This window comes from Paenibacillus sp. FSL H7-0716 (assembly GCF_038002705.1).
Taxonomy (GTDB): Bacteria; Bacillota; Bacilli; order Paenibacillales; family Paenibacillaceae; genus Paenibacillus_AQ; species Paenibacillus_AQ odorifer.
Genome location: NZ_JBBODA010000004.1, coordinates 149,953 through 172,220 on the forward strand (window position 1 = coordinate 149,953; position 22,268 = coordinate 172,220).

General features: G+C 43.1%; 22 protein-coding genes and 1 riboswitch. Of the genes, 17 read left to right on the forward strand and 5 right to left on the reverse strand.

The annotated features are described in order from the left end of the window. The first annotated feature begins 246 nt into the window (after positions 1-246). The 6 genes from MHH60_RS07240 to MHH60_RS07265 all read left to right on the forward strand — a co-directional run bounded on the left by MHH60_RS07240 (position 247) and on the right by MHH60_RS07265 (position 6,309). Complete coding sequence (locus tag MHH60_RS07240; RefSeq protein ID WP_076132809.1) at positions 247-2,037, forward strand: helix-turn-helix transcriptional regulator; 1,791 nt, start codon at positions 247-249, stop codon at positions 2,035-2,037. A gap of 182 nt (positions 2,038-2,219) precedes the next feature. After that, positions 2,220-2,816, forward strand: a complete 597-nt coding sequence (locus tag MHH60_RS07245) for a sensor domain-containing protein (RefSeq protein WP_076132958.1) — start codon at positions 2,220-2,222, stop codon at positions 2,814-2,816. Between the two features lie 23 nt (positions 2,817-2,839). Beyond that, entirely contained in the window at positions 2,840-3,445 is a 606-nt protein-coding gene (locus MHH60_RS07250) for a YkoP family protein (RefSeq protein WP_232061482.1), read from the forward strand. Continuing rightward, positions 3,445-4,209 (forward strand): polysaccharide deacetylase family protein, encoded by a 765-nt coding sequence (locus MHH60_RS07255; RefSeq protein ID WP_076132805.1) that lies wholly within the window; start codon positions 3,445-3,447, stop codon positions 4,207-4,209. Before MHH60_RS07250 ends, MHH60_RS07255 begins: the two co-directional genes overlap by 1 nt. Positions 4,210-4,313: 104 nt before the next feature. After that, positions 4,314-5,552 carry an amidohydrolase gene (locus MHH60_RS07260; protein WP_076132803.1) on the forward strand — a complete coding sequence of 413 codons (1,239 nt, stop codon included), beginning with the start codon at positions 4,314-4,316 and terminating at the stop codon, positions 5,550-5,552. 97 nt (positions 5,553-5,649) lie between these two features. Beyond that, positions 5,650-6,309 (forward strand): uracil-DNA glycosylase family protein, encoded by a 660-nt coding sequence (locus MHH60_RS07265; RefSeq protein ID WP_256715033.1) that lies wholly within the window; start codon positions 5,650-5,652, stop codon positions 6,307-6,309. A 22-nt stretch (positions 6,310-6,331) separates the two neighbouring features. On the opposite strand, the gene MHH60_RS07270 is transcribed toward MHH60_RS07265, so the two are convergent. Then, complete coding sequence (locus tag MHH60_RS07270) at positions 6,332-7,246, reverse strand: phosphatidate cytidylyltransferase (protein WP_076132799.1); 915 nt, start codon at positions 7,244-7,246, stop codon at positions 6,332-6,334. 95 nt (positions 7,247-7,341) lie between these two features. Here MHH60_RS07270 and MHH60_RS07275 point away from each other — a divergent pair, with 95 nt between their 5' ends. Together MHH60_RS07275 and MHH60_RS07280 are read left to right on the forward strand one after the other, a co-directional pair. Next, positions 7,342-7,902 carry a hypothetical protein gene (locus MHH60_RS07275; protein WP_036682293.1) on the forward strand — a complete coding sequence of 187 codons (561 nt, stop codon included), beginning with the start codon at positions 7,342-7,344 and terminating at the stop codon, positions 7,900-7,902. Next, complete coding sequence (locus tag MHH60_RS07280) at positions 7,899-8,654, forward strand: class I SAM-dependent methyltransferase (RefSeq protein WP_076132797.1); 756 nt, start codon at positions 7,899-7,901, stop codon at positions 8,652-8,654. The genes MHH60_RS07275 and MHH60_RS07280 overlap by 4 nt, the downstream gene beginning before the upstream one ends. 59 nt (positions 8,655-8,713) lie before the next feature. On the opposite strand, the gene MHH60_RS07285 is transcribed toward MHH60_RS07280, so the two are convergent. Next, positions 8,714-9,988 carry a sensor histidine kinase gene (locus MHH60_RS07285; RefSeq protein WP_036682290.1) on the reverse strand — a complete coding sequence of 425 codons (1,275 nt, stop codon included), beginning with the start codon at positions 9,986-9,988 and terminating at the stop codon, positions 8,714-8,716. Then, on the reverse strand, positions 9,988-10,665 hold the full coding sequence (locus tag MHH60_RS07290; RefSeq protein WP_076132795.1) for a response regulator transcription factor: 678 nt from the start codon (positions 10,663-10,665) through the stop codon (positions 9,988-9,990). The genes MHH60_RS07285 and MHH60_RS07290 overlap by 1 nt, the downstream gene beginning before the upstream one ends. Before the next feature lie 287 nt (positions 10,666-10,952). Here MHH60_RS07290 and MHH60_RS07295 point away from each other — a divergent pair, with 287 nt between their 5' ends. The 3 genes from MHH60_RS07295 to MHH60_RS07305 are packed head-to-tail and all read left to right on the forward strand — an operon-like array spanning position 10,953 to position 14,465. Beyond that, a complete protein-coding gene (locus MHH60_RS07295; RefSeq protein WP_076132794.1) occupies positions 10,953-11,696 on the forward strand; it encodes a polyphosphate polymerase domain-containing protein in 744 nt (247 codons plus the stop codon). Beyond that, positions 11,689-12,369 (forward strand): DUF4956 domain-containing protein, encoded by a 681-nt coding sequence (locus MHH60_RS07300; protein WP_076132792.1) that lies wholly within the window; start codon positions 11,689-11,691, stop codon positions 12,367-12,369. Before MHH60_RS07295 ends, MHH60_RS07300 begins: the two co-directional genes overlap by 8 nt. A gap of 23 nt (positions 12,370-12,392) precedes the next feature. Further along, positions 12,393-14,465, forward strand: a complete 2,073-nt coding sequence (locus MHH60_RS07305; protein WP_076132790.1) for a carbohydrate-binding domain-containing protein — start codon at positions 12,393-12,395, stop codon at positions 14,463-14,465. Positions 14,466-14,532: 67 nt separating this feature from the next. On the opposite strand, the gene MHH60_RS07310 is transcribed toward MHH60_RS07305, so the two are convergent. Continuing rightward, a complete protein-coding gene (locus tag MHH60_RS07310) occupies positions 14,533-15,165 on the reverse strand; it encodes a TetR/AcrR family transcriptional regulator (protein WP_256715032.1) in 633 nt (210 codons plus the stop codon). Positions 15,166-15,368: 203 nt separating this feature from the next. Between MHH60_RS07310 and MHH60_RS07315 the strand changes: the two genes are divergently transcribed. The 3 genes from MHH60_RS07315 (at position 15,369) to MHH60_RS07325 (ending at position 18,379) form a co-directional block, all read left to right on the forward strand. Further along, entirely contained in the window at positions 15,369-16,130 is a 762-nt protein-coding gene (locus MHH60_RS07315) for an SDR family oxidoreductase (RefSeq protein ID WP_076132788.1), read from the forward strand. A gap of 426 nt (positions 16,131-16,556) precedes the next feature. Next, the gene (locus tag MHH60_RS07320) at positions 16,557-17,351 is read left to right on the forward strand and encodes an alpha/beta fold hydrolase (RefSeq protein WP_076132786.1); all 795 of its coding nucleotides are present in this window, start codon (positions 16,557-16,559) and stop codon (positions 17,349-17,351) included. Positions 17,352-17,389: 38 nt separating this feature from the next. After that, complete coding sequence (locus MHH60_RS07325) at positions 17,390-18,379, forward strand: sensor domain-containing diguanylate cyclase (RefSeq protein ID WP_076132785.1); 990 nt, start codon at positions 17,390-17,392, stop codon at positions 18,377-18,379. A 17-nt stretch (positions 18,380-18,396) separates the two neighbouring features. Here MHH60_RS07325 and MHH60_RS07330 read toward each other — a convergent pair whose 3' ends face one another. Further along, entirely contained in the window at positions 18,397-19,248 is an 852-nt protein-coding gene (locus tag MHH60_RS07330) for a leucine-rich repeat domain-containing protein (RefSeq protein WP_076132783.1), read from the reverse strand. Positions 19,249-19,383: 135 nt separating this feature from the next. On the opposite strand from MHH60_RS07330, the gene MHH60_RS07335 reads away from it, so the two are divergent. From MHH60_RS07335 to MHH60_RS07345, 3 genes are all read left to right on the forward strand, one after another. Then, entirely contained in the window at positions 19,384-20,067 is a 684-nt protein-coding gene (locus tag MHH60_RS07335; RefSeq protein WP_076132781.1) for a Crp/Fnr family transcriptional regulator, read from the forward strand. Positions 20,068-20,257: 190 nt separating this feature from the next. Further along, positions 20,258-21,106, forward strand: coding sequence for an EAL domain-containing protein (locus MHH60_RS07340; RefSeq protein ID WP_306081646.1), 849 nt, complete (start codon positions 20,258-20,260; stop codon positions 21,104-21,106). A gap of 115 nt (positions 21,107-21,221) precedes the next feature. Further along, positions 21,222-21,788, forward strand: coding sequence for a hypothetical protein (locus MHH60_RS07345; RefSeq protein ID WP_076132953.1), 567 nt, complete (start codon positions 21,222-21,224; stop codon positions 21,786-21,788). A gap of 157 nt (positions 21,789-21,945) precedes the next feature. Then, positions 21,946-22,032: riboswitch (cyclic di-GMP riboswitch) on the forward strand. Positions 22,033-22,268 lie beyond the last annotated feature (236 nt).

Consider the following 22,268-nt stretch of genomic DNA (forward strand, 5'->3'; position numbering starts at 1 on the left):
CATACGTTATAAAATTTACGGACCTATTGGTTTACTACAATTTTATGGACAAATCATATGTACTATCATACAGTCTGGGCTTTGCTTTAAAAAGCTGGTTATTCAGAGGGACATTGAATGATCAATTACACTATACACCATTAGTAAAAATGTCATCTCAACTCATGACTTTTTGTAACTAGTGAGTCCTTAAGGGGTTACACTATAATAAAGATTAAGTCAGCAGAGTATATAGGGGGAAATGCCTTGTTTAATCTGGTCAAACAGTGGTTCTGGTACGATTGGCTCGTCCTCCTGTTTCGGATTTGTTTTTCTACTTCTTTTTTGGTCACCATGTGTTATCTTTCGGAGGATTTTACGATTCCTTTCTGGATCGCGTTTGTTTGGGGCGTGGTCTCTTTTTCTGTGCCTTGGTTTTGTTTGCAGCTGCATTACAAGTATTATCTGATCGCGGAGATCCTTTTTTCGGGTGGGCTTTGTTTATATTTGGCTGCTTTGTTTCCTGAATCGTACGTAACTTTTCTGCCTATCGCTTTTATGATCGCCAGCAATAGTGCACAGAAGTCCTATCGCTGGACAGCTCCGATCACGGTCATTTTGATTCCAGTTATGTTATCTAGATTGTCACAACAAATGGATGCTGTATCGATGATTGTTAACATGGGTTTGGTGTATACGCTTGGGTTTGCTTTTCATTTACTGGTGGTGAACCACAAGCAGGGCAGAATTATTAAGGACCAAAATGCTGTTTTAGAGCAGTACATCTCGCAAGTTGAGCGTATGACACTTCTGGAAGAACGAGATCGTTTATCCAAAGATCTGCATGATACGGTGGGGCATTCTTATACTTCAATTATTATGGGGCTAGAGACTTTACGTTCGGAGGTGAATACTTCTGGAGGAGAGCACAAAATAGATGCCTTGTTAAAGTTAACCCGCAATGGCTTGGATGATATTCGGCGATATTTGCACCATGTGGGCGCTTCGGAGGATTCATTGACGCTAATGCAGTCCCTGCAGAAATTAGTGGATGATTTCCAGGCCTTCTCCAAGGTTAAGATTCGCTTAAAAACATTCGGAGAGCCGTATACAGTATCTAAGCAGGCCCAAATGGCACTATACAGATGTTTGCAGGAGTCGATAACCAACGCTGCACGTCATGGTCACGCCACTGAAATTGTCATCAGCTTACATTATGAAGAGAAGTTGATTCGGCTGGATGTGCAGGATAATGGATTAGGCACTGAAGATTTAAAAGCAGGATTTGGTGTCAATGCGATGAAGGAGCGTGCCTCCAACTTGCAAGGACAGGTGTATTTCTACTCTAAGCCAGGGGAAGGAACCTTAGTGACCTGCAGTTTACCAAGGCTTGAAGAGATACAGGAGGAAACGGTTCGTTTATTGCTGGTGGATGATCAACCCTATATCCGCGATAGTCTGCGAATTATTCTAGAGCAGGAGCCGGATTTTGCGATTATTGGGTTAGCTGAGAATGGTGAACAAGCAATAAGCCTCTGCGAGCAGGAAGAACCTCACGTGGTGCTGATGGACTTAAATATGCCAGGCATGGACGGTGCAGAAGCGACTAAGCTTATTAAGCAAAAATGGCCAGGGGTACGAGTGTTGATCCTGACTACTTTTCAAGAAGCAGATATGGCAGTCGAGGCACTGCAAAATGGGGCAGATGGTTACTTGTTAAAGTCTACCGAGCCGCAGGAGCTGTTCGAAGGAATACGTCTCGTACATCGGGGCGTAAAGATGATTACACCCGATATTACGAATGTATTAATTGATCACTATGAGATGCATCCAGCTTCAGAGGCGCCGCCGACGGAGAAGAATAATGAATATGGGCTGACCTCGCGTGAGCTGGAGATTCTAGAATGCCTCTCGAAGGGAATGCGTTATAAATCTATTGCCGCTAAACTATATCTGTCCGATGGAACGGTGAGAAATTACGCGTCCACCATCTATGCTAAGCTCGGGGTACGAAACCGTGAGGAGGCAGTCGAGAAGGCTTTTGGCATTTCGGATTAATCCTGACCGGAGTATTTGAAATTGATGAGCACCTTATTGTTTGCTTTCCCTTGTGGGAGTAGGCAGTAGGGTGTTTTTTTTGTCATATGACATTATGGCACTGGTCGATTTTACACCAAAAGCACTAGCATAGGAGTTGCTTAGATATGAACAATTTTTATTGCAGAGAGGGAGAGAAAAACATGAATCAAATAATCAGGAAACATGTGAGGAATTTCTGTTTCTTATTGATTACTTTTGCCACAGGGCTATTTTACTTTTGTTTTTATTTGGTGGGCATTACCTTTGGAGTTTCGATGTCCTTCACCTTAGTGGGGATCCCGATCCTTTATTATGTTTTGCGTTCTACCGAGACTTTTTTACAGCATGAGCGAATTCGAACTAAAGTCTATACGGATATCTCGGTTCGCACGCTCCCAACCCGATCTCAAGAAGAAGGCAGCTTGTGGGAAAGGGTTAAGGCAGAGTTTTTGGATGAACATAACTGGAGAGCGATTTTAGGGTTGATGTTGCAGTTTGGAATCGGCATGGTCAGTCTCATTTGCGCCACTCTTTTTTACTTGACCCCTATTATTCTCTTGTTGTCACCTGTCCTGTATTTATTAGATGTGTCCTCTATATCGCTATTTGGGATTGAAAATAAATCATTAAACATCTCACTTTTCTTCATGTTGTTAGGTGCAGTGTCTCTATGGATAGGTGCTTATCTCGGAAACAGTCTGGTAAAGATGATCGGCAGGTATACACGGCGTTTAGTGAAGGATTTTGCTAGAAGATAAATTTAAACAGGAAAGAAGGAAAAATGATGGTAACCTCAGTTCCATTTATAAAATTATTCTCACAGTCCCTTTGGATGATTTGGGAGAACCTATTTGCTGTCATCACCAAATTTCGTAGTCAGTCCGTGCGTAGATATGGGATATGTAAATTGGTAGTGTTGAAATATCACGGAGAAAGTTTGGTCTGCCAAGATGGGCAACGGATACTTCCGGGAGATTGGGTGGGTGAGCTTCATTTGGACAATCGCCAGATTGTGCAGCTGACACGTACGCTTGGCGCAGATCGGGCCGGAATCCGTACGGCACGCATGCTTCGCGAGGCTATGAAGGAGATCAGTCGTGATCTAGACAGCAATCCGGAACTAAGCAAAGTAAATGCGCTAACCGGGATTACACTGCTTCACCGGGGGATTATTCATGGAATAGGGTTTGAGCAGCGCCCTATCAAGTCCAAATGGCAGCGGCACTGGTTCGGGATATACCTTCGTTTCTTACTGCGCATGCTGCATCCGGAAGGGAAACATCGTGTAGAGGACAGCACAGAGAAGTTATCTCCCATGATGCTTGTGCTTAGCAAGCAGTCCTTGAAAGCGCGGTTTGCCCCGCGTAAGACAGAGGCGGCTTCCTAATGTGGGCCTTCATAATTTTAGCAGTGGATGTGATTGTTCTTTATATGATCGTTCCTTTTGCACTTACCCGAATATTGGGATGGGGGGTTCACTCGGAGGTAGGTGCAGAGAAGGAAATTGCGTTTACGTTCGATGACGGTCCGGATCCTTGTTATACACCTGAACTTCTAGATCTATTAAAAGAGCATGGCATAAAGGCGACCTTCTTCGTATTGGGCAAAAAAGCGCAGAAATATCCGGAACTGATCGAGCGTATGCACAGAGAAGGGCACCAAATCGGCATTCATAATTATACTCATACACCCAACTGGATCCAGTTCCCCTGGACCAATAGACGGAAGCAAGTAGATCGCACAGCAGACATTGTTGAGCGAATTACAGGAGAGCGGCCTATCTTTTACCGCCCACCTTGGGGGCTTCTTAATCTAGGGGATTTCTTTTTGCTAAGAGAATCTTATCGAATCGTATTGTGGTCTGTCATGGTCGGAGATTGGAAAGCGTCACTGAGTGCAGAACAATTAAAGGATGCCTTAATAAAAAAAATAAAACCAGGCTCAATCATTGTTCTACACGACAGCGGAGATACACCGTGGGCAGATGAAGAAGCGCCCTTGAATATGATCACTGGATTAGAAGAAGTCTTAAAAGAAATGGATAAAAAGGGTCTGAAGTGTCTGCGGATGGATGAACTGCTGAACAAGGAAGTTAGTTATAGTAGAGAAGCTAGATCCAGAGTCAAACATCGGGGGCAGATTGATCTGTAGCTATTGAAATTTCTCAATCATTTTTTATATGGCAAGGGCTATGGTAACATTTAGAGTAAAGCGGTCCGTACCTATATAAATTGTTGAGAAAAGGATGGGGTAGCATGTTGAATGCTTCTTACTGGTTAACCAATATAAGATTAGAACAAGGTTATGTTATTGAGGATGGGCAAGTAGCGGGTACGAATACGAAGATTTGTCATCTCCGCATTGACGGGGATAAGATTTCAGAAGTTGTTGGAGCAGACATCGAGCTTCAGAGCCAGCTCCCGAAATATGACTGTAAAGAGTTGTTGATGCTGCCTTCTTTCGAAGAAGCACATATCCATTTAGATAAAACATATTTCGATGGACCTTGGAGAGCGGTAAAGCCTGCGTCCAGTGTTTTCGAACGGATTGAGGAAGAGAAGGTATTATTGCCTAAGCTGCTGCCCATGGCGAGACAACAAGCAGAGAGCATCCTGACGCTTATTCAGGGGTTTGGTGCCACACATGTGCGCAGCCATTGCAATATTGAGCCTGTCAGCGGCTTGCAACGATTAGAAGCGACTGTACAAGCATTAAATGCATTCGCGGGCAAAATTTCATCTGAAATTGTGGCGTTTCCGCAACATGGCCTGCTGCGCTCGGATTCTGTGCAGCTGGTAAAACAATCTCTGGCAGAGGGGGCAACCTTTGTAGGTGGAGTAGATCCTTATACGGTGGATGGAGATATCGAGAAGTCACTTCAGACGATGGTGGAACTAGCAGTGATGAGTAATGCCGGCATTGATATTCATTTACATGATGGAAAAGAAGCGGGAAAGAAAACACTGACGCGGTTAGCTGATCTGACGGAAGAAGCTGGCTTGCAAGGAAAGGTCACGGTCAGTCATGCGTTCTGGTTCGCAGGAGCTCAGCAGCAAGAGGCAGAAGAGGTAGCTAAGCGGATGGCATCACTGGGTATGACTATTGCATCCACAGTGCCTATTGGAAGAATGATAATGCCACTTCCAATGCTGCACAGCCAAGGGGTAAAAGTGAAGCTGGCAACGGATAGCCTTACTGATCACTGGTCCCCTTTTGGAAATGGAGATCAACTGGAGAAGGCAGGGCGTTACGCGGAGTTGTACGGCTGCAATGACGAATTGGCATTATCTCAATCCCTCGGATTTATAACAGGAGGATTAACACCCCTTGATCCAAAAGGCGAGCAGGTATGGCCAAAGGTTGGCGACACTGCTAGCTTTGTGCTGGTGCATGCCAGCTGTTCGGCTGAAGCAGTAGCCCGAAGAGCGCAGCGCCAAGCCGTCTGGTACGAAGGCCGTCTGGTGAGTGGTTCGATAACAAATAGAGACCTGTGAGGTAGATGATATGCTCCTCTCTACCTATCTGCAACAGTATAAATCGGCGATTCTCTCACTCCCGAAGGGTACAGTGCTAACTAAAGAGGATCTGCAGGTGGATAAGCTTCTAATGGAGCGTAATGGCAAGGTGGAAATGTATTATGCCCCCCATAATGAGTACATTAATCCTTCTGCTAAGGTGATCATTATAGGGTTAACGCCCGGGTTCACACAAATGGGCATAGCAATACAAGAAGCGATCATAGGTCTGGAAGCTGGTTTGTCAGATGAAGAAGTATGTAGGACAGCAAAGGAAGCGGCCAGATTCGCAGGCTCCATGCGGAACACGTTAATTCATATGTTAGATACACTTAAACTGCATCAACACTTGAACCTAACCTCTTGTGAAGAATTATTTCAGCAGCAGCAGACGATCCTGCACACCAGCTCTTTATTGCGTTTTCCTGTGTTCGTGGATAAGAAAAATTATAGTGGGGCCCAGCCCAAGCTACTTTCAAATTCATTCCTCAGGGCGCAGGCATTATCGTCCTTGCGTGAGGAGCTGAACATACTGAGCCGGGCCTTAATTATTCCCTTAGGAAAAACAGTGGAAAGTATACTTCAACTCCTTGTGTCCGTAGGTGAGCTTGATAAACAACGCTGCTTATGGGGATTTCCCCACCCCTCGGGCGCCAACGGACATCGATATAAGCAGTTCGCCAGCCAGCAAGAACAGATGGTGAAGATACTGCATAATCATTCATGGAAGGGCTGATTCAAGCCCCCTATCAGATGATCTACATGAAGTCAAAAAAATAACGAATGACATGAAAAAAGACCGGTGAAGTGTAGGTCAAGCTATCGATCCGGCTTAAATGGCTTTGCTTCAATGCCACGAATTTATCGCCATCGCCGATTAGCAGATCCCGCTTTAACACGGAAACCGTTAAACTGCCAAAGAAGCCGCTCAAGCTGATCAACATGCCTGACAGTAACCCGAAGATTGGGTTGAGCGGCGTCAGGTAGGGATAGATTAGATAGGAAACTCCTGTCGTGATGACAAATGCGAAAGCGAAACCCTCCCAAGTCAAATACGGATTGGCGGTGGGAACTATTTTCCGCTTCCCTACATAAAGTGATGCCAGATAGTGGACCACATCATTGAGCTGCGTTAGCACTACTAGAAAAAGTACAAGCCCCGCTCCATACTCCGGTGTAGCAAATTGAAAGTAGGCCAAGTGGCTAAGTCCGAATACCATCAGCATAAGCCCCCATTGGGTGGAGCTGACACTACGCATAAAACCAACCGTGCCTTTATTAATCATTCTGGGCAGCGGTAGGAGCAAGAATACATAAACCGGGATGAAGACAATAAACATTCCGTACCACTCGATATAAATCCAGTAGAACTGCAACGGGATGGATAAGTAAGCCCAGAGAAATAGCCTGCGGTCGGATTTTCGTGATTTCATCATAGAGAAATACTCCTTCAGTGCAAAGAAGCAGAGCACCATGAGAGACAGCAGAGAGACGACGGGATTAAATAGGGTAGCTAGGCAAAAGATAAAAAGCATTCCCCACCACGTCTTGATGCGGAAGCCAATGCCCGTATAATCCTTATTTGGCTGTAGCTTCCCTATAACTACATACATCAAGTGAATGGCCGATAAGGCCGCAAAGATAAGAATTATAGTTAATAAAGAGCGGTCGATAACTGATCACCAACTTGTCCTAGAGTAGATTCCATTAATGGGTTCATATGTTATTATGAAGGAAACGCTCAAACTTGATAAGGGGAAAATTGTAAATGGCAGCAGATCCATCGGTCTTTATATTACTGACGAATACCGGGACGCTTTTTACGAAGCTCATTCAAGGCTATACGAAAGCACCGTATAATCATGCCTCGATCTCCTTTAATCGGGAGCTTTCCGAGCTGTATAGCTTTGGCAGGAAGCATCCGAGCAACCCCCTGAATGGAGGGTTTGTGAAGGAGGATATTAAGACAGGTACGTTCAGCAAATATCCAAATACAACATGTGTCCTATATGAACTTCAAGTTACAGCCCGCGAAGTGGAGAAAATGGAGCGGGTCTTGCAAGTCTTTATCCGAAGCCGTCAAAAGTATCTCTATAATATTCTCGGCGTAATTGGCATTGCCCTGAAGGAGCCTGTCGAATTCAGCAACTCTTATTTTTGTTCGCAATTTGTAGCGGAAATTCTAGAGCGGTCGGGTATTAAGTTATGGAATAAGCTGCCTGCACTCGTTACTCCGGATGATTTTCGCCAAAGTGATCGGCTGAGATTGGTTTACCAAGGTAAATTAAGTGAATATGAACCTGAGCGCCTAGGAGGAGACGAAGGATGAATAGCAAAGAAATATTTTCTAATCGGGTAGATTCGTATGTGAAATATCGGCCGAGCTATCCTGGAGAAGCCATTAATTATTTGTACAATACTATTGGGCTCCAACCCAATTGTGATATTGCTGATATTGGTGCAGGAACAGGAATATTCTCAGCATTACTTCTGGAGCGCGGGAGTTGTGTGACTGCCGTTGAACCCAATCCGGAAATGCGTAGAGCTGCGGAAGAGAAGTTCGCAAAGGATAACCATTTCTCTGTATCGCCGGGGTCTGCTGAACATACAGAATTATCAGATCAGTCGATGGATTTTATAGTATGCGCCCAAGCGTTTCACTGGTTTGATAGGGACGCAACGCAATTGGAATTCAAGCGGATTCTAAAACCGGGTGGAAAAGTTATTCTGATATGGAATTCCCGGCTTACTTACGGTACCCCATTTCTGGAGGAATATGAGCAGCTACTGCAGACCTTCGGCACGAACTACACTCAAGTTAATCATAAGAACATTACCCCTGAGATCCTTAGCTCCTTTTTCAAGAAAGAACAGATGCAAGTAGCGTATTTTAGCAATCAGCAGGTGTTTGATTTGGAGGGCTTAAGCGGGCGGCTTCGATCGTCTTCCTACACTCCGGTCCCCGGAGATCCAAGCTATGAGAATATGATGACTGAGCTGCGGAATATATTTGAACGAAATAACCAGAGTGGGCAAGTGTTTTTTGATTATAAGACCGAAATTTATTGGGGCGAAGTGTAAAATAAATAAAAAGACTCAAACCTTAGTGATAATAGGGTTTGAGTCTTTTTTATTTGTAGTTATGAAAGATGTACGTAAAACGTGGTGGACTCGCCGACGAAACTTTTGGCATAAATTTTTCCTTTATGCTGTTCAACAATGGATTTGGCAATCGCCAGCCCTAGGCCATATCCCCCTTGTTTACGCGCCCGGGAAGCATTTGTACGGTAGAATCGGTCAAAGATGCTCGCTAAGTGCTCCGGTGCAATGCCCTCCCCCGTATTAGTGACTGCTAATACCATGTCATTATGTTGTTTTTTAAGGGATAAGGTGACTGAGCCTTTAGGGTTCGAATATTTTACAGCATTGTCCAAGAGGATCATAATCACTTGTTTGATCTGTTCACTATTGCCTAGCACTGTCAGATCAGGCTCGATGTCATATTCAAGGGAAATATGCTTCTCAAAGATTACAGCTTCCATCGTTAAAATGATATTTTCAACCACGTCGCTCAGATTGAATTTCGAATAAATCATTCTCGATCTGGAATCGTCCATCTCGGTCAGGTACAGCAGATCATTGGTCAGGCTGGTCATTCTCTCTGTTTCCGATTTGATATAGTGCAGCCACTTGGACTGATTGTGAATGGTGTCATCACTGTTGGACAGGAGAACATCCGCATTGGTGTTAATAATGGTCAACGGCGTCTTCAACTCATGGGAAGCATCCGCAATAAATTGTTTCTGTTTCTCAAAAGCCTCCTTTACCGGCGCAATTGAACGATTAGCAAAAAAGCGGCTAGCGAAGTACAAGATAATCAGCATCACCGAACCAACTACAGAGAAGGTATAGATTAAATTGGTGAGGATTTTTTGCTCTGCAGTGATGTCCAGAAATACAAGCATCGCCCCATCACTCGTATGCTGGATGTTGAAGATCCATTTGCTGCTATCCAAGGTGAACCTTCCGGTATCTTTACCGGCACTTAGCGCTTCTTGCAGAGCCGTATTATAAAATTCATCGTCCATAGTAAATTTGGAATCTTTCCCTATGAGGTTCGACGCTGTATCTATCTTCAGCATAAATGAGACTGACCGTTCAGGAGGTGGAGTCCCGTTATCCATACGTTTATTATCAGCATGGGGTAACTGGGAACTTCCCTTAGTTGAGCCCATTCGTCCTGTATCACCACCGGGAGACTTGTAGTTTTCCATGATTCTGTGAAGATCCATCTGAATATTGTTTTGGACATCTTGGTACGTAATTACATAAATCGAGATGAAGGCCACCAGCATGATCACCGAGATAGTGACTAAGTTAACAATAAGAAACCGATTTCTGAGCTTCGTGAACATTAGGCCGTCACCTCTAATACATACCCTACGTTTCTGATCGTACTAATACGTACGGTCGAATTTAAGAAGGTCAGTTTTTTTCTCAAAAAAGAAATATACACCTCTACATTATTGTGCTCAGCATCAGAATCGAAGCCCCACAGCTTCTCAATAATTTGTTCTTTGGAGGTTACGGCTTGTTTCCTCAAGATAAGAAGCTCCAATAGTTCACATTCCTTTAGATTGAGCTTGATCTCTTTGCCACCCACGGTAAGCTTCAGATTGGATGTATTCAGTTCAATATCCCCGAACTTTAAAGCATCATCCGGTATCACCTCGCCTTTACGTCTTAGTACAGCCCTTATTCTTGCCAATAAGATCTCTGAGGAAAAAGGTTTGGCGATATAATCGTCAGCCCCATAGTCCAGCCCAGTGACCATATCTGTAATCTCACCCTTTGCAGTAAGCAGGATAACGGGAGTGGGTATCCCCTTTTTTCGCAGCATCTTGAGGACGCTAACCCCATCCATCTCAGGCAGCATAATGTCGAGCAGCAGCAAATCATAGATTCCACTCAGTGCATAATCCAGACCCGACCTGCCGTCATGGACTGCATCCACCGAATAATTATGTTTTTTTAATATTTGAGTTAAGGCTTCAGCGAGATGAAGCTCGTCTTCTACTATTAATATTCTCATGGTTTTGCCATCCCCTACATAGAACCAGTATTTGTTATTGAGGTCATTATATCAGTATTACCTTTATTGAACCTTAATGAAGAGAGACAACAGCGGCCGGAAGTCCAACATTCAACGCAGTTACGATGTACACCGGTTAAAGTCGTCTGCGGTCTTCTCCAACTATTAAGGGAATGTAAAAGATAATCAATAATTTGTAAAACCATTTAAGATTCATTAAAGGTTTGGGATCTAAGATACATTCATAAGCACACGAGACAACGATAAAGAGAAAGGATTGATCACATATGGCGATTGAGGTATTCAACCGTTATGAGAACAAATATTTGTTGGACAACGAAGCCTACTATAAATTTTATAACCAATTGCTTGAATACATGGAACTAGACGATTTCAACAAGCAACATGAGTTTTACTCCATAACCAACTTATATTATGACACGGAGCACAACACCCTGATTCGTAACAGTCTTGCGAAGCCCAAGTACAAAGAGAAGCTTCGTTTAAGAGCTTACGGTGTTCCAAATCAAGATACGAAGGTGTATCTGGAAATCAAGAAGAAGGTATTTGGTCTTGTTAATAAAAGAAGAACGTCGCTCAAATTAAACGAGGCTTATGAATTTGTCGCCACCGGCATGGAACCGGAATTCAAGGATTACATGAATAAACAGGTGATTGAAGAGATCAAATATTTTCTGACACGCTATGATTTGCAGCCCAAGGTGTATCTGTCTTATGACCGAAAAGCGTTGTTCTGTAAAAACAATCGCGATCTAAGAATTACATTCGATACAAATATTCGCAGCCGCCGGTACGATTTGAAGATGGAGCACGGTGTTCATGGCGAACCCTTGCTGGAGCCGGGGCAGTGGCTTATGGAAGTAAAGGCTGAGAATACGATTCCTGTCTGGCTGGCCAAAATGCTCTCAGAGCATCAAATGTACCGTACAAGCTTCTCCAAGTACGGCAACGAATATAAAAAAATGCTGAAGAACAGTAAAACAGAACGGGAGAGTGCCCTCTATGCTTGATTCATTATTTACCGTAGCAACTAGTACAGAGTTAACGTTTACCAACGCACTGCTAACTATTTTTATAGCTATTGCTCTTGGCGGGATCATTAGCTACACCTATATGAAGACCAATGCAAGCGGCTATTCGCAAAGCTTCACACTAACAATGGTACTGCTGCCCGTAATTGTGGCAATCATCATTTTGCTTATCGGAAGTAATGTTGCCAGAGCTTTCAGTCTTGCCGGGGCGTTCTCCATCATTCGGTTTAGAAGTGCGCCTGGCGATCCGAAGGATATCACATTTGTTTTGTTCACCATGGCTTCTGGACTTGCCTGTGGAGTGGGTTCCTTTGGATATGCAGTCTTGTTCACCCTTATCCTATGCGCCCTTATGTTTATCCTTAACCGGACTAACTTTGGTGTAAGAACAACGTCGCAAAAAACATTAAAGGTAACCATCCCGGAGAGTCTGGGATATGAGGAAGCCTTCGCTGAAGTATTCAATAAATATAACGTTGGATATGAGCTTAAAAAGATTAGAACGACTGAGCTTGGCAGTTTATATGAACTGGTCTACGCTGTAACGCTGGGTGAGGCTGTGAACCAGAAGGAATTTTTGGATGCAATTCGTACCCGGAACGGTAATTTAGACCTGTCTCTGACCATGACTCCAACTGCTAATGACTATTAAGATAACGAAAGGATGGATGAAAAATGGATAAATATATAACCGGAAGTAAAGTAGGAATCTTGCTATTGTGTGCATTACTTATGTCGGCTTGCAGCACCAATTCCACAACAACACAGTCTGATGCGGCGGGTACAGCAGCAGCCTCGGGAACAACGATAACTCAGAACGGGGCTGCCACGGGAGTACAACTGGCAAGCGTCAAATTGTCCGATCTGGTGACGTTCGATGAAGAGGATTCTAATACAACTTGGACAGCTGACCAATCGACCGAAATTGCTTTGGCTGGAACAAGTGCGCTTGTTGACGGCACCGGGGCTGAGTCTAAGGATGGATCAGTGACAATTACTGCAGCAGGAACTTATGTGCTGTCTGGTAAGCTGAGTGATGGACAGATTGTAGTTAATAATCAGGATGAAGGTACTGTGCACTTGGTACTGAACGGTGTGAACATCACGAACAGCGATAGTGCTGCAATTGATATTAAAGAAGCGGGTAAAGTGATCATTACCTTGGAAGACGGGACGGAGAACTCCGTATCTGATGGAGCAACTTATGTGTATGCCGATGAAACTACAGATGAACCGAGTGCGGCTATCTTCAGTAAAGCGGATTTAACGATTAATGGTACCGGGAAGCTGTCTGTTTCCGCTAACTATAATGACGGAATTACGAGCAAGGACGATCTGAAAATTATGGGTGGCACTATTGAAATTAAGGCTGCCGATGACGGGATTGTAGGTAAAGATCTTGTCGCTGTACAAGACGGAAATGTCAGCATAACGGCAGAAGGCGATGGTATGAAATCAACCAACGATACTGAAACGGACAAAGGCTTCATAGCAATTTCAGCAGGAACATTTGATATTACGGCTGGTAATGATGGAATTCAAGCTGAGACTTCACTTGTCATAGATGGCGGAACATACACCTTAGTTACGGGTGGGGGCAACGAGAAGGGTGAAGTGAAAACAGGTGATCAAGGGCAAGGTATGGGCATGAGAGGTGGCCGAGGTCAGGGAACAGGGGATCAAGCACCAGGAACAACAGGAACCTCAATACCTGAAACCAAACCTGAGACAATGCCAGAAACAAAACCAGAGATACCAACAACGGAAGCATCAACAATGACAACAACGGCAACAACTACAGAATCGGAAACACCAAGTACTAAAGGCTTGAAGGCTGGAGGAGATATTAGCGTAAACAACGGAACCTTTACCATCGATTCTGCTGATGATGCAGTGCACAGCAACAGTAACATTGCTATAGCTGATGGAGAATTCAACATCAAAACTGGCGACGATGGAATCCATGCGGATGCCTTGGTGGCGATATCCGGTGGCAAAATTGATATTACGAAGAGCTACGAAGGGATTGAAGGAGCAAACATCGAGATTTCCGGTGGCGAAGCTCATGTGGTTGCTTCTGATGATGGAGTGAATGTAGCAGGAGGTAACGATGAGGCGACTGTAGGCGGCGGCCCTCAGGAGCAGGATCAATTCAGCGATTCTGCTAGCAATATGCTAACGATTAGTGGAGGAACACTAACGGTCGATGCTTCAGGTGACGGGCTGGATTCGAACGGCTCCATCACAATGTCGGGTGGCACGGTTATTGTTAATGGACCTACCAATAGCGGTAACGGTGCACTTGATTTCGACGGTAGCTTTGAACAGAGTGGAGGAACTTTGGTGGCTGCGGGAAGTTCGGGCATGGCACAAGCACCGTCTGACACCTCTAGCCAACATGCAGTCAGCATGACCTTCCCTCAGACCCAGGAGGCTGGAACATTGGTTCATCTAGAGGACAGCGAAGGCAACACGATCCTGACCTTTGCTCCTTCGAAGAGCTATCAAACGGTGGTGATTAGTTCACCGGATCTGAAGGACGGCGGTTCTTACACCCTCTACTCGGGAGGTACCTCGACTGGTAGTGAAGCGAACGGACTGTATACGGATGGTGAATACACAGGAGGAACAAAAGTAGTAGCGTTCGAAATTACAAGCAGCGTAACTTGGCTCAATGAATCCGGAGTAACAACCGCAAACACTAATCAAGGTCCAGGTGGCGGTGGTGGTGGGAACAGAAGACCTTAGGTTATAAATTGCATATCAAAAGCCACTCCAGCATTATTTTGGAGTGGCTTTTTTAGTTTGAGATGTATTAGTTATCGTTAACAGGGATGGAATTCTGTTTAATCGGTTGATTGGAAGTGTTGATGATCACATTGTGTGAATTAAAAGACAGAATTTCAATCAGCTGCTCTGCCATATGGTTAGCTGTATATTTAAATCCGCCTTTTACCCACTCTATGATTAATCCAAATAGAGCATAGGCGGTATAACTGGAAAACAATTCGATATTTACATTCGTATTAGTGTTATTAACTGCGACTAAGTCCCGCTTGGTGAGCTCCTTTAAGAGGTCGCAAATCCTATTTTGGAACCCTGGCAGAACATTGGAATTTATAATGATGGTATAAAAATTAGAGTAAGAGACCACATGCTCAAAAATCTTGATGCTCGAGGTGGTCAGCTCACTAACTATAAATTTATCGGTATGAAGATAGGGTTCTTTATAAGCTTTAATTAAATCCTCCAACACATCATCAATTAGCTCATTTAGAAGTTCTTCTTTGGTTTGATAATGTTTATAGAAGGTTCCTCGGTTTAAGTCGGCAAGGGTAACGATATCAGTTATCGTAATGGTGCGGAAATTCTTTTTTTCCATGAGTAATATCAATGCGTTTTTAAGCTCTTTACGCGATTTGCTAGTTCTCCGATTATTTTTAAGCAACAGAAGACCACCTAACTGTCTATTTTCTAATCCTATTTGAACAGAATCCTGCGTTATATATATTTATGAACATTTGGTGTCTCATTTGTATATTGATACTTAAATTTTAGAGGATTAAACTTGAGTGGTATAAATTTTAAGTGTTGAAGAGATTTTATATATTGATATTTACATTATAGATAAACGTAAAGGAGACTTCCAACATGAAACTTCAAGACAGAGTTGCAGTGGTTACCGGGGCGGCATCGGGTATGGGGAAATCTATCGCAGAGTTGTACGCTAAAGAAGGGGCGAAAGTGATTGTAGCCGATCTTAATCTCGAAGGTGCAGAACAAGTAGCCGCAGGGATCAACAGTAATGGTGGAGTAGCTAAGGCATTGAAAGTAAATGTTGCCCTAGTTGAAGATATCGATAGCATGATTGATACCGCAGTAAAAGAATACGGAACACTAGATATTCTTGTGAATAACGCCGGTATTATGGATGGGTTTGAGCCAGTTGGCGACATTAGCGACGAGAAATGGGATCTTATCTTTGATATCAATACCAAAAGTGTAATGCGGTCCACTCGTAAAGCACTGCCTATTTTTCTGGAAAAAGGGAAAGGGGTTATCGTTAATACCGCTTCTACAGGTGGCGTAAGTGGTGCCCATGCGGGAGCAACTTATACTGCCTCTAAACATGCTGTAGTAGGCTTGACGAAAAATACAGCTTTTATGTATGCCAACAAAGGGATTCGTTGTAATGCTATCGCACCAGGAGCTACTGCTACTAACATCAGTGCTTCAATGAAAAATATAAATGAATTCGGCGTGAGCCGTACACAATTAACACAGGCTGTGATCCCTCGTGTAGGTACACCTGAAGAAATCGCACAAGTTGCGTTATTCCTGGCTTCGGATGATTCCAGTTTTGTAAACGGCGCTATCATCGCTGCTGATGCCGGTTGGACTTCTGCATTCTAAATGTTGGTTGTCTACCTCTGCCTCAACAGTTTATCCCCGGAGTTTTAAGGACCCAGATGACGTTATTTGCAAAATTTCAGCCTTTTGAGAAGGTATTCGGACTTCAGAGACGCTATTTCATATAAAACGGCCCATATTTGGTGTTTTCGCGCCAATAGCTGCAGTGGAGTCCGTTAGTAATCCAAATGTGGAATAATGGCGCATTTAAGGTCTGCTGGGTCCGATAACCAACTTTTTAGGCAAAATGTTATCGGATTAAACGAAGGTGTGCCCCGGCACGCTACCATTATGCCAAATGATGACCCAAACGGGAGGCTACATAAAACTCCGCTAGAGATTAATCTAGCGGAGTTTTTTATACGCTTGATATTTCCAGGGGAACCCTGCAAAATAGAGAGAATGCTAACTATAGAGGAGTTATATGAAATGAACGATGTTATGGTGCGGAATCATGTAAAAGTCATTGGAGCAGGAGAAAAAACTATCCTTTTTGCGCATGGATTTGGGTGTGATCAAAGCATGTGGCAGTTTATCACGCCATCATTTGAGAAAAAGTATCGAATCGTTCTATTTGATTATGTAGGCTCAGGCCATTCAGATTTAAGCGCATATACATCGGATAAATATCATACTCTCCATGGTTATGTACAGGATGTACTAGATGTCATCGAAACATTTGAACTCAAGGATATTATTTTTATAGGCCATTCTATTAGCTCTATGATCGGTTTGCTTGCTTCGATTGAGCGGCCGGAATATTTTGATAAAATGATAATGATCGGACCTTCCCCACGTTATTTAAATGAGGGAGATGCCTATTTCGGGGGCTTTGAAAAAAGTGATATTACTGAGCTTCTGGATATGATGGAGATGAATTTCGCGGGCTGGGCCAGCTTTATGGCTCCACTTGCGATGAATAACCCTGACCCAATGTTGACTAAACAGCTGGAACGAAGCTTTATTTCGGCCGACCCTATTATCGCTAGAGAATTTGCGGAAGTTACATTTTTTTCGGATCATAGAAAAGATCTGCCTAAAGCGACAGTGCCTTCACTCATATTGCAATGCTCGGATGATAGTATCGTTCCTATAGAAGTAGGAGAATATTTACATAGACACTTAAATAACAGTACGTTCCGGTTAATGGAGGCCAAGGGCCATTATCCACATATTAGCCATCCCCAGGAGACCATTACTTTGATTAATGAGTACCTTGGGTGAGATGGAGAAGATTATGGTGTTGAAAGGATATTTAGACAATGGATGACCGTTTAAAATATGCGCCATGCGGATATGTTTCCATTACCCATGAAGGAATGATCCTCGATGTGAATCAAACCTTTTTGGATAGGATGGGATATCAGCAGGTTGATTTGGTAAATAAACATTTTGAATCTATCATGTCTACGGCCAACAAGCTTATTTTTCATTCATACTTCTATCCTTTTATCAATCTGAATGGACATGTAGAAGAGCTATTTATCAATTTGAAGGACAGTAAGGGACAAGCCGTCCCTTACTTATTAAATGGCAGACGCTTTGAGTGTAAAGGCATAGAGGTCTTTGATTGTATTCTCGTGCAGATGGGCAAACGTATTGATTATGAGCTAGAGTTACGATCCGCAAAGAAACAAATAGAAGAGGCCTATTGGGAAAAAGATCAGGCACTGGCAAAGCTCAAACAAATCCATCTGGAAATCGAGCAAAAGCAAGCTGAATTGCTGGAGATGAATGCCGTTTTAGTAGAGCTATCTACTACAGACAAGCTTACTGGATTAAAGAATAGAAGGTTCCTGCAAGAAAAGCTGGAAGAGCAGATTGCAGCGCATCACCGTGATCAGGCGCCTTTTTCATTATGTATTCTAGATATTGATCACTTTAAAAATGTGAATGATACCTACGGTCATCAGATGGGTGATTATGTCCTGGAGAAATTGGCGAGTATCCTGAAGTCCCAATCTCGTAAAGAAGATATCGTAGCTAGGTATGGTGGTGAGGAGTTTATCCTTCTGATGCCTAATACAGATTCATCGGATGCCACGGCAATAGCGGACAATTTGCGGCAATTCATAGCCAACTCCACTTGGGAGATTGGCAGCATTACGGTAAGCATTGGCATAGCTACTTTTGAAGCAACCGATACAGATATCACTTTTCTGGAAAAAGCTGATCAAGCGCTTTATTTTTCTAAAGAACAGGGGAGAAACCGCGTTACGCATATTATGGATTTGAGTGAAAAGCTTCTTTAATTGGAGGCTTTTTTTTGTTATTTATAAACGATACATCCTCTTTGCTCTAATTGCTCTAAAATGTCTGTTCCCTTCAAGCTGTGATTCCATCTGAGATCCAGTTTCTCTAATCGTTCAAGCTGTAAAAGGGAATTCGGAATTTCTTGCAGATGATTATCTCTTAAATCAAGCTCAACGAGGCTGTTTAATTGACCTATTTCCTCAGGGAGTTTATTCAGTTTATTTTTTCTAAGGTTCAGTCTTCTTAACTTGCTTAAATTACCGATAGATGAAGGCAGCTCAGTGATTCGATTATCACTTACATCGAGTATCCGCAGTGCTTCTATTGCGCCCAAATGCTCTGGCAAGACGACCAGTTGATTACCATAAAGATGAATCTCTCTTAGCCCTTTAATTAGTGTAATCGAATCAGGAAGACTTTCCAGCTGATTATAATAAACTCGCAATTCAATCAGACTGCTCATTTCGCCTATACAGGCAGGCAATTGCTTGAGATGATTATCTGTTACGTTCAGATACTTGAGCTTCTGGAGAATACAGAGCTGCTCCGGCAACTGTTCGAACTGATTATTGCTTAGGTATAGAAAAGAATCCAACCCCTGCAATCCGCCAATGCTCTCCGGCAACACCTTCAGCCGATTATGGCCTAAATCCAGCATTCTTAGGTGAACTAAGCGACCGATGTTCTCGGATAACTGTTCGATTTCATTGCCCGCATAATTAAGTACCTCTAATTCGTCATGAAGGAAGAGCTGATCGGGAATCTCTTTAATATGATTGTTGTACATGCTCAGTTCTAGTAGCGGATTGCTCTCAAACACGACATCTGGCGTTTCAATAAGTCCTTTTCCGTCAAAATTATATTTCATGAATGGATCTCCTTTGTAATTCGTAATGGCATCAAGCCTATGTAACAACGTTACGATAGAATATAACAGGGTGATGATTTATTATCAGTATGTTGGCATACAAAACTATGGAATGTGTTAGAAAGGAATAATGAGATGGAAGCTTCTTTTTGGACTGGCATTCGCTTTTTTCAGGGTTTACCCTCGGAGAAGATCGAGGCGGTCTCAGGATTATTCACTTATAAGGCATATTCTAAGGGGACCCTGGTGTTTGGAGAATCAGATCCGGGGGATCATGCCTACATTATCTATTCGGGGATTATAAGGGTGTACGCTACTACGAAAGGGAAAGAGCATACCGTAGATCTTTTTGGAAAAGGCGATTTCTTTGGCGATCTGGAAGTGATCCATCCCTCCAATATAAGAGTGCTGTCTGCGGTGGCTATGAATGAAACTGTATTATTTGAGATTAAACATGGGCCTTTTAAGCAGATGCTTGCCGATTACCCGTTGATTAAGGAGCAATTGATGCTGCTGCAAATGGACCGTTTATTTTTATCGAATCGGTTATTACATGAAATGAAATTTCATGATGCGAGAGCGCGTACGATATTTACGCTGAAAAGACTATATCAAAGATTTGGAGTAGAGGAGCAAGGCAAACAGCGGATTGATCTTCGATTGACCCATCAGCAGATCGCGGATATGATCGGAACTTTGCGGGAGACGGCTACCCTTGTGCTTAAAGATCTGCAAGAGCAAAAGATTATTGAGATTCAACATCAGCAGATCACCGTGTTAGACCCGGTATATTTACTGGAGTATACGGATTTCGATTGAGATGAACAGTTCCGGGATCTTTTTCAGAGAATCGATTATTAAAGGGGTTATGAATGTGGCTTGTAATCATTGTGTAGTAAGAGAGCTGAATTTTCAAATCAAGGCTCATGGTGAGCTTAATCTTAGGGTTTTACCTGAGGTTATTCATCATTTGAGTAGAAGTTATACGATACATAAGGTGGAAGGAAATGTGATTACAATTAAGGAGGCTGGGGTGCGGGATTTCCTAGATTTCTGTAATGACCATATGGAATCGGAGCAGGTTGAATTCCGTATAGATGACCAAACATGGAGACCTCTATCCGAATTACCCACTGTACTTGATATGGAGTGGATTGATGAGGTTATCACTAAGGGTCTTGTTACTTGTTACTTCCAACCGATTGTGAACGTAAGGGAAGAGATTTTTGCATACGAGATCCTATCCAGATTTAAAAAAGAAGACGGATCCCTTATCTATCCTAATGAGATCTTTGCGGCGGCACGGAATCGTGGGCGTTTATATGCTTTAGACAGGTTATGTAGAATGACCGCTGTAAAATATGCTGCACCCTTAAATAAAAAAACGTTTATTAATTTTATCCCAACGTCGATCTACGCTCCAGAGTTCTGCTTAAGATCAACCGTTGAACTGGCCAATCAATTAGGCGTCGATCCCTCTCTTTTTGTCTTTGAAGTTGTTGAGACGGAGAAAGTGGATGATCTCGCTCATTTGAAAGCTATTTTGACATATTACAAGGATCGGGGATTTGAATACGCTTTAGATGATGTTGGTGAGGGCTTCAGCACGATCGAGATGTTATTGGAGCTTAAACCCCATTACATGAAGCTGGATATGAAATATGTTCAGGGTGTGTCCAGCGATCTGAACAAACAGAAAATAGCTAAACAATTTTTAGAAAAAGCTTTAGAAATCCAATCCGTTCCTTTAGCAGAAGGGGTGGAGTTTAGAGAGGACTTTGAATGGCTTAAGCAGAGTGGTTATCAGTTGTTTCAGGGATATTTATTTGGAAAGCCTGATCCTATTCCCAAACAGTAATCCTAATGAGTATATATCCGTCCAGAGGATGAGATGAATTTCAGGTCAGAGTCCGATTACAGATAATTCAATGGGATGTACAATTTAGGTAATTGAAAAGGGGGACGGGATGGATATGAAATGGCATCAATTTGTAACGCGCTGGGCAGATTCTAGGGGCTTTGATGGACGAGAGATTGATTATCAATGGCCTTCTCCCTCCTTTCCGGTCATCAGTATTCGCAGTAATCTAGGGCGATACTCAGGTCAAGCGTATGGTCGTGGAGGTAAACCCCGTGTGAAGACAGCCGTTGGATTAATCGCTATTGGAGATGTAGCTGTAGGCTTGATTTCCATAGGTGCGATAAGCGTGGGCGTACTATCCTTAGGAGCAATATCACTAGGAATGTGGTTAGCCCTTGGAGCGATAGCACTTAGCTGGCTTGGCTTCGCAGTGGGAGCCATTGCGATAGCAGGGGTGGCTGTAGGAGCGATCGCAATCGCGGAAAAAGCGTTGGGGGCCATCGCCATAGGGGATACGGCGTTTGGTGCGATAGCGATAGGCAGGATCGCTGGGGGTGCCATAGCTATCGGACAATGGGCATATGGTGTAATCGCAGTTGGCGAACATGGTTTCGGATTAATTCCCGTCACGGGCGATGTATGGAATTGGTTCCGGCGCTTGTTTGGATCGGGGAGTTAAGTAGACCTACAGTCCTAAAGGATGCCCTTCTCTTCCGGGATAGTCAATAAATAATATCTATCACCTAAGAAAAACTAATTGCAATTACCTATACTCATTTCATACCAATTAATCATGCGATCAGATCTAGGCTTATGTTACTCTTTGAATGTATTCGAAACTTCATAGGCAAACCTATGGAAATGTAGGGACGCAAAGCTAAAGGGACTAAGGTTATCATAACTATTGTCAGCCAGCTGCCAAAGAGTGTGTAACGCTTTTTGTTAAAATATAAGAAAGTATACGTTATACACCTATACTTAATATCTTATATTTCTCGCTTAAACGCTTACCGTCCTTATAAGGACGCCACAGGTGTTTATGCTTGTTAAGGTTTAATAAAAATTAAGTCTTAATTTTTAGGCGACTTTATACGCAATCAAGCTACTCTTTTGGGGTAGTTTTTTTTGTGCCCATTTTTGGGCACTGGAGAGATTCATA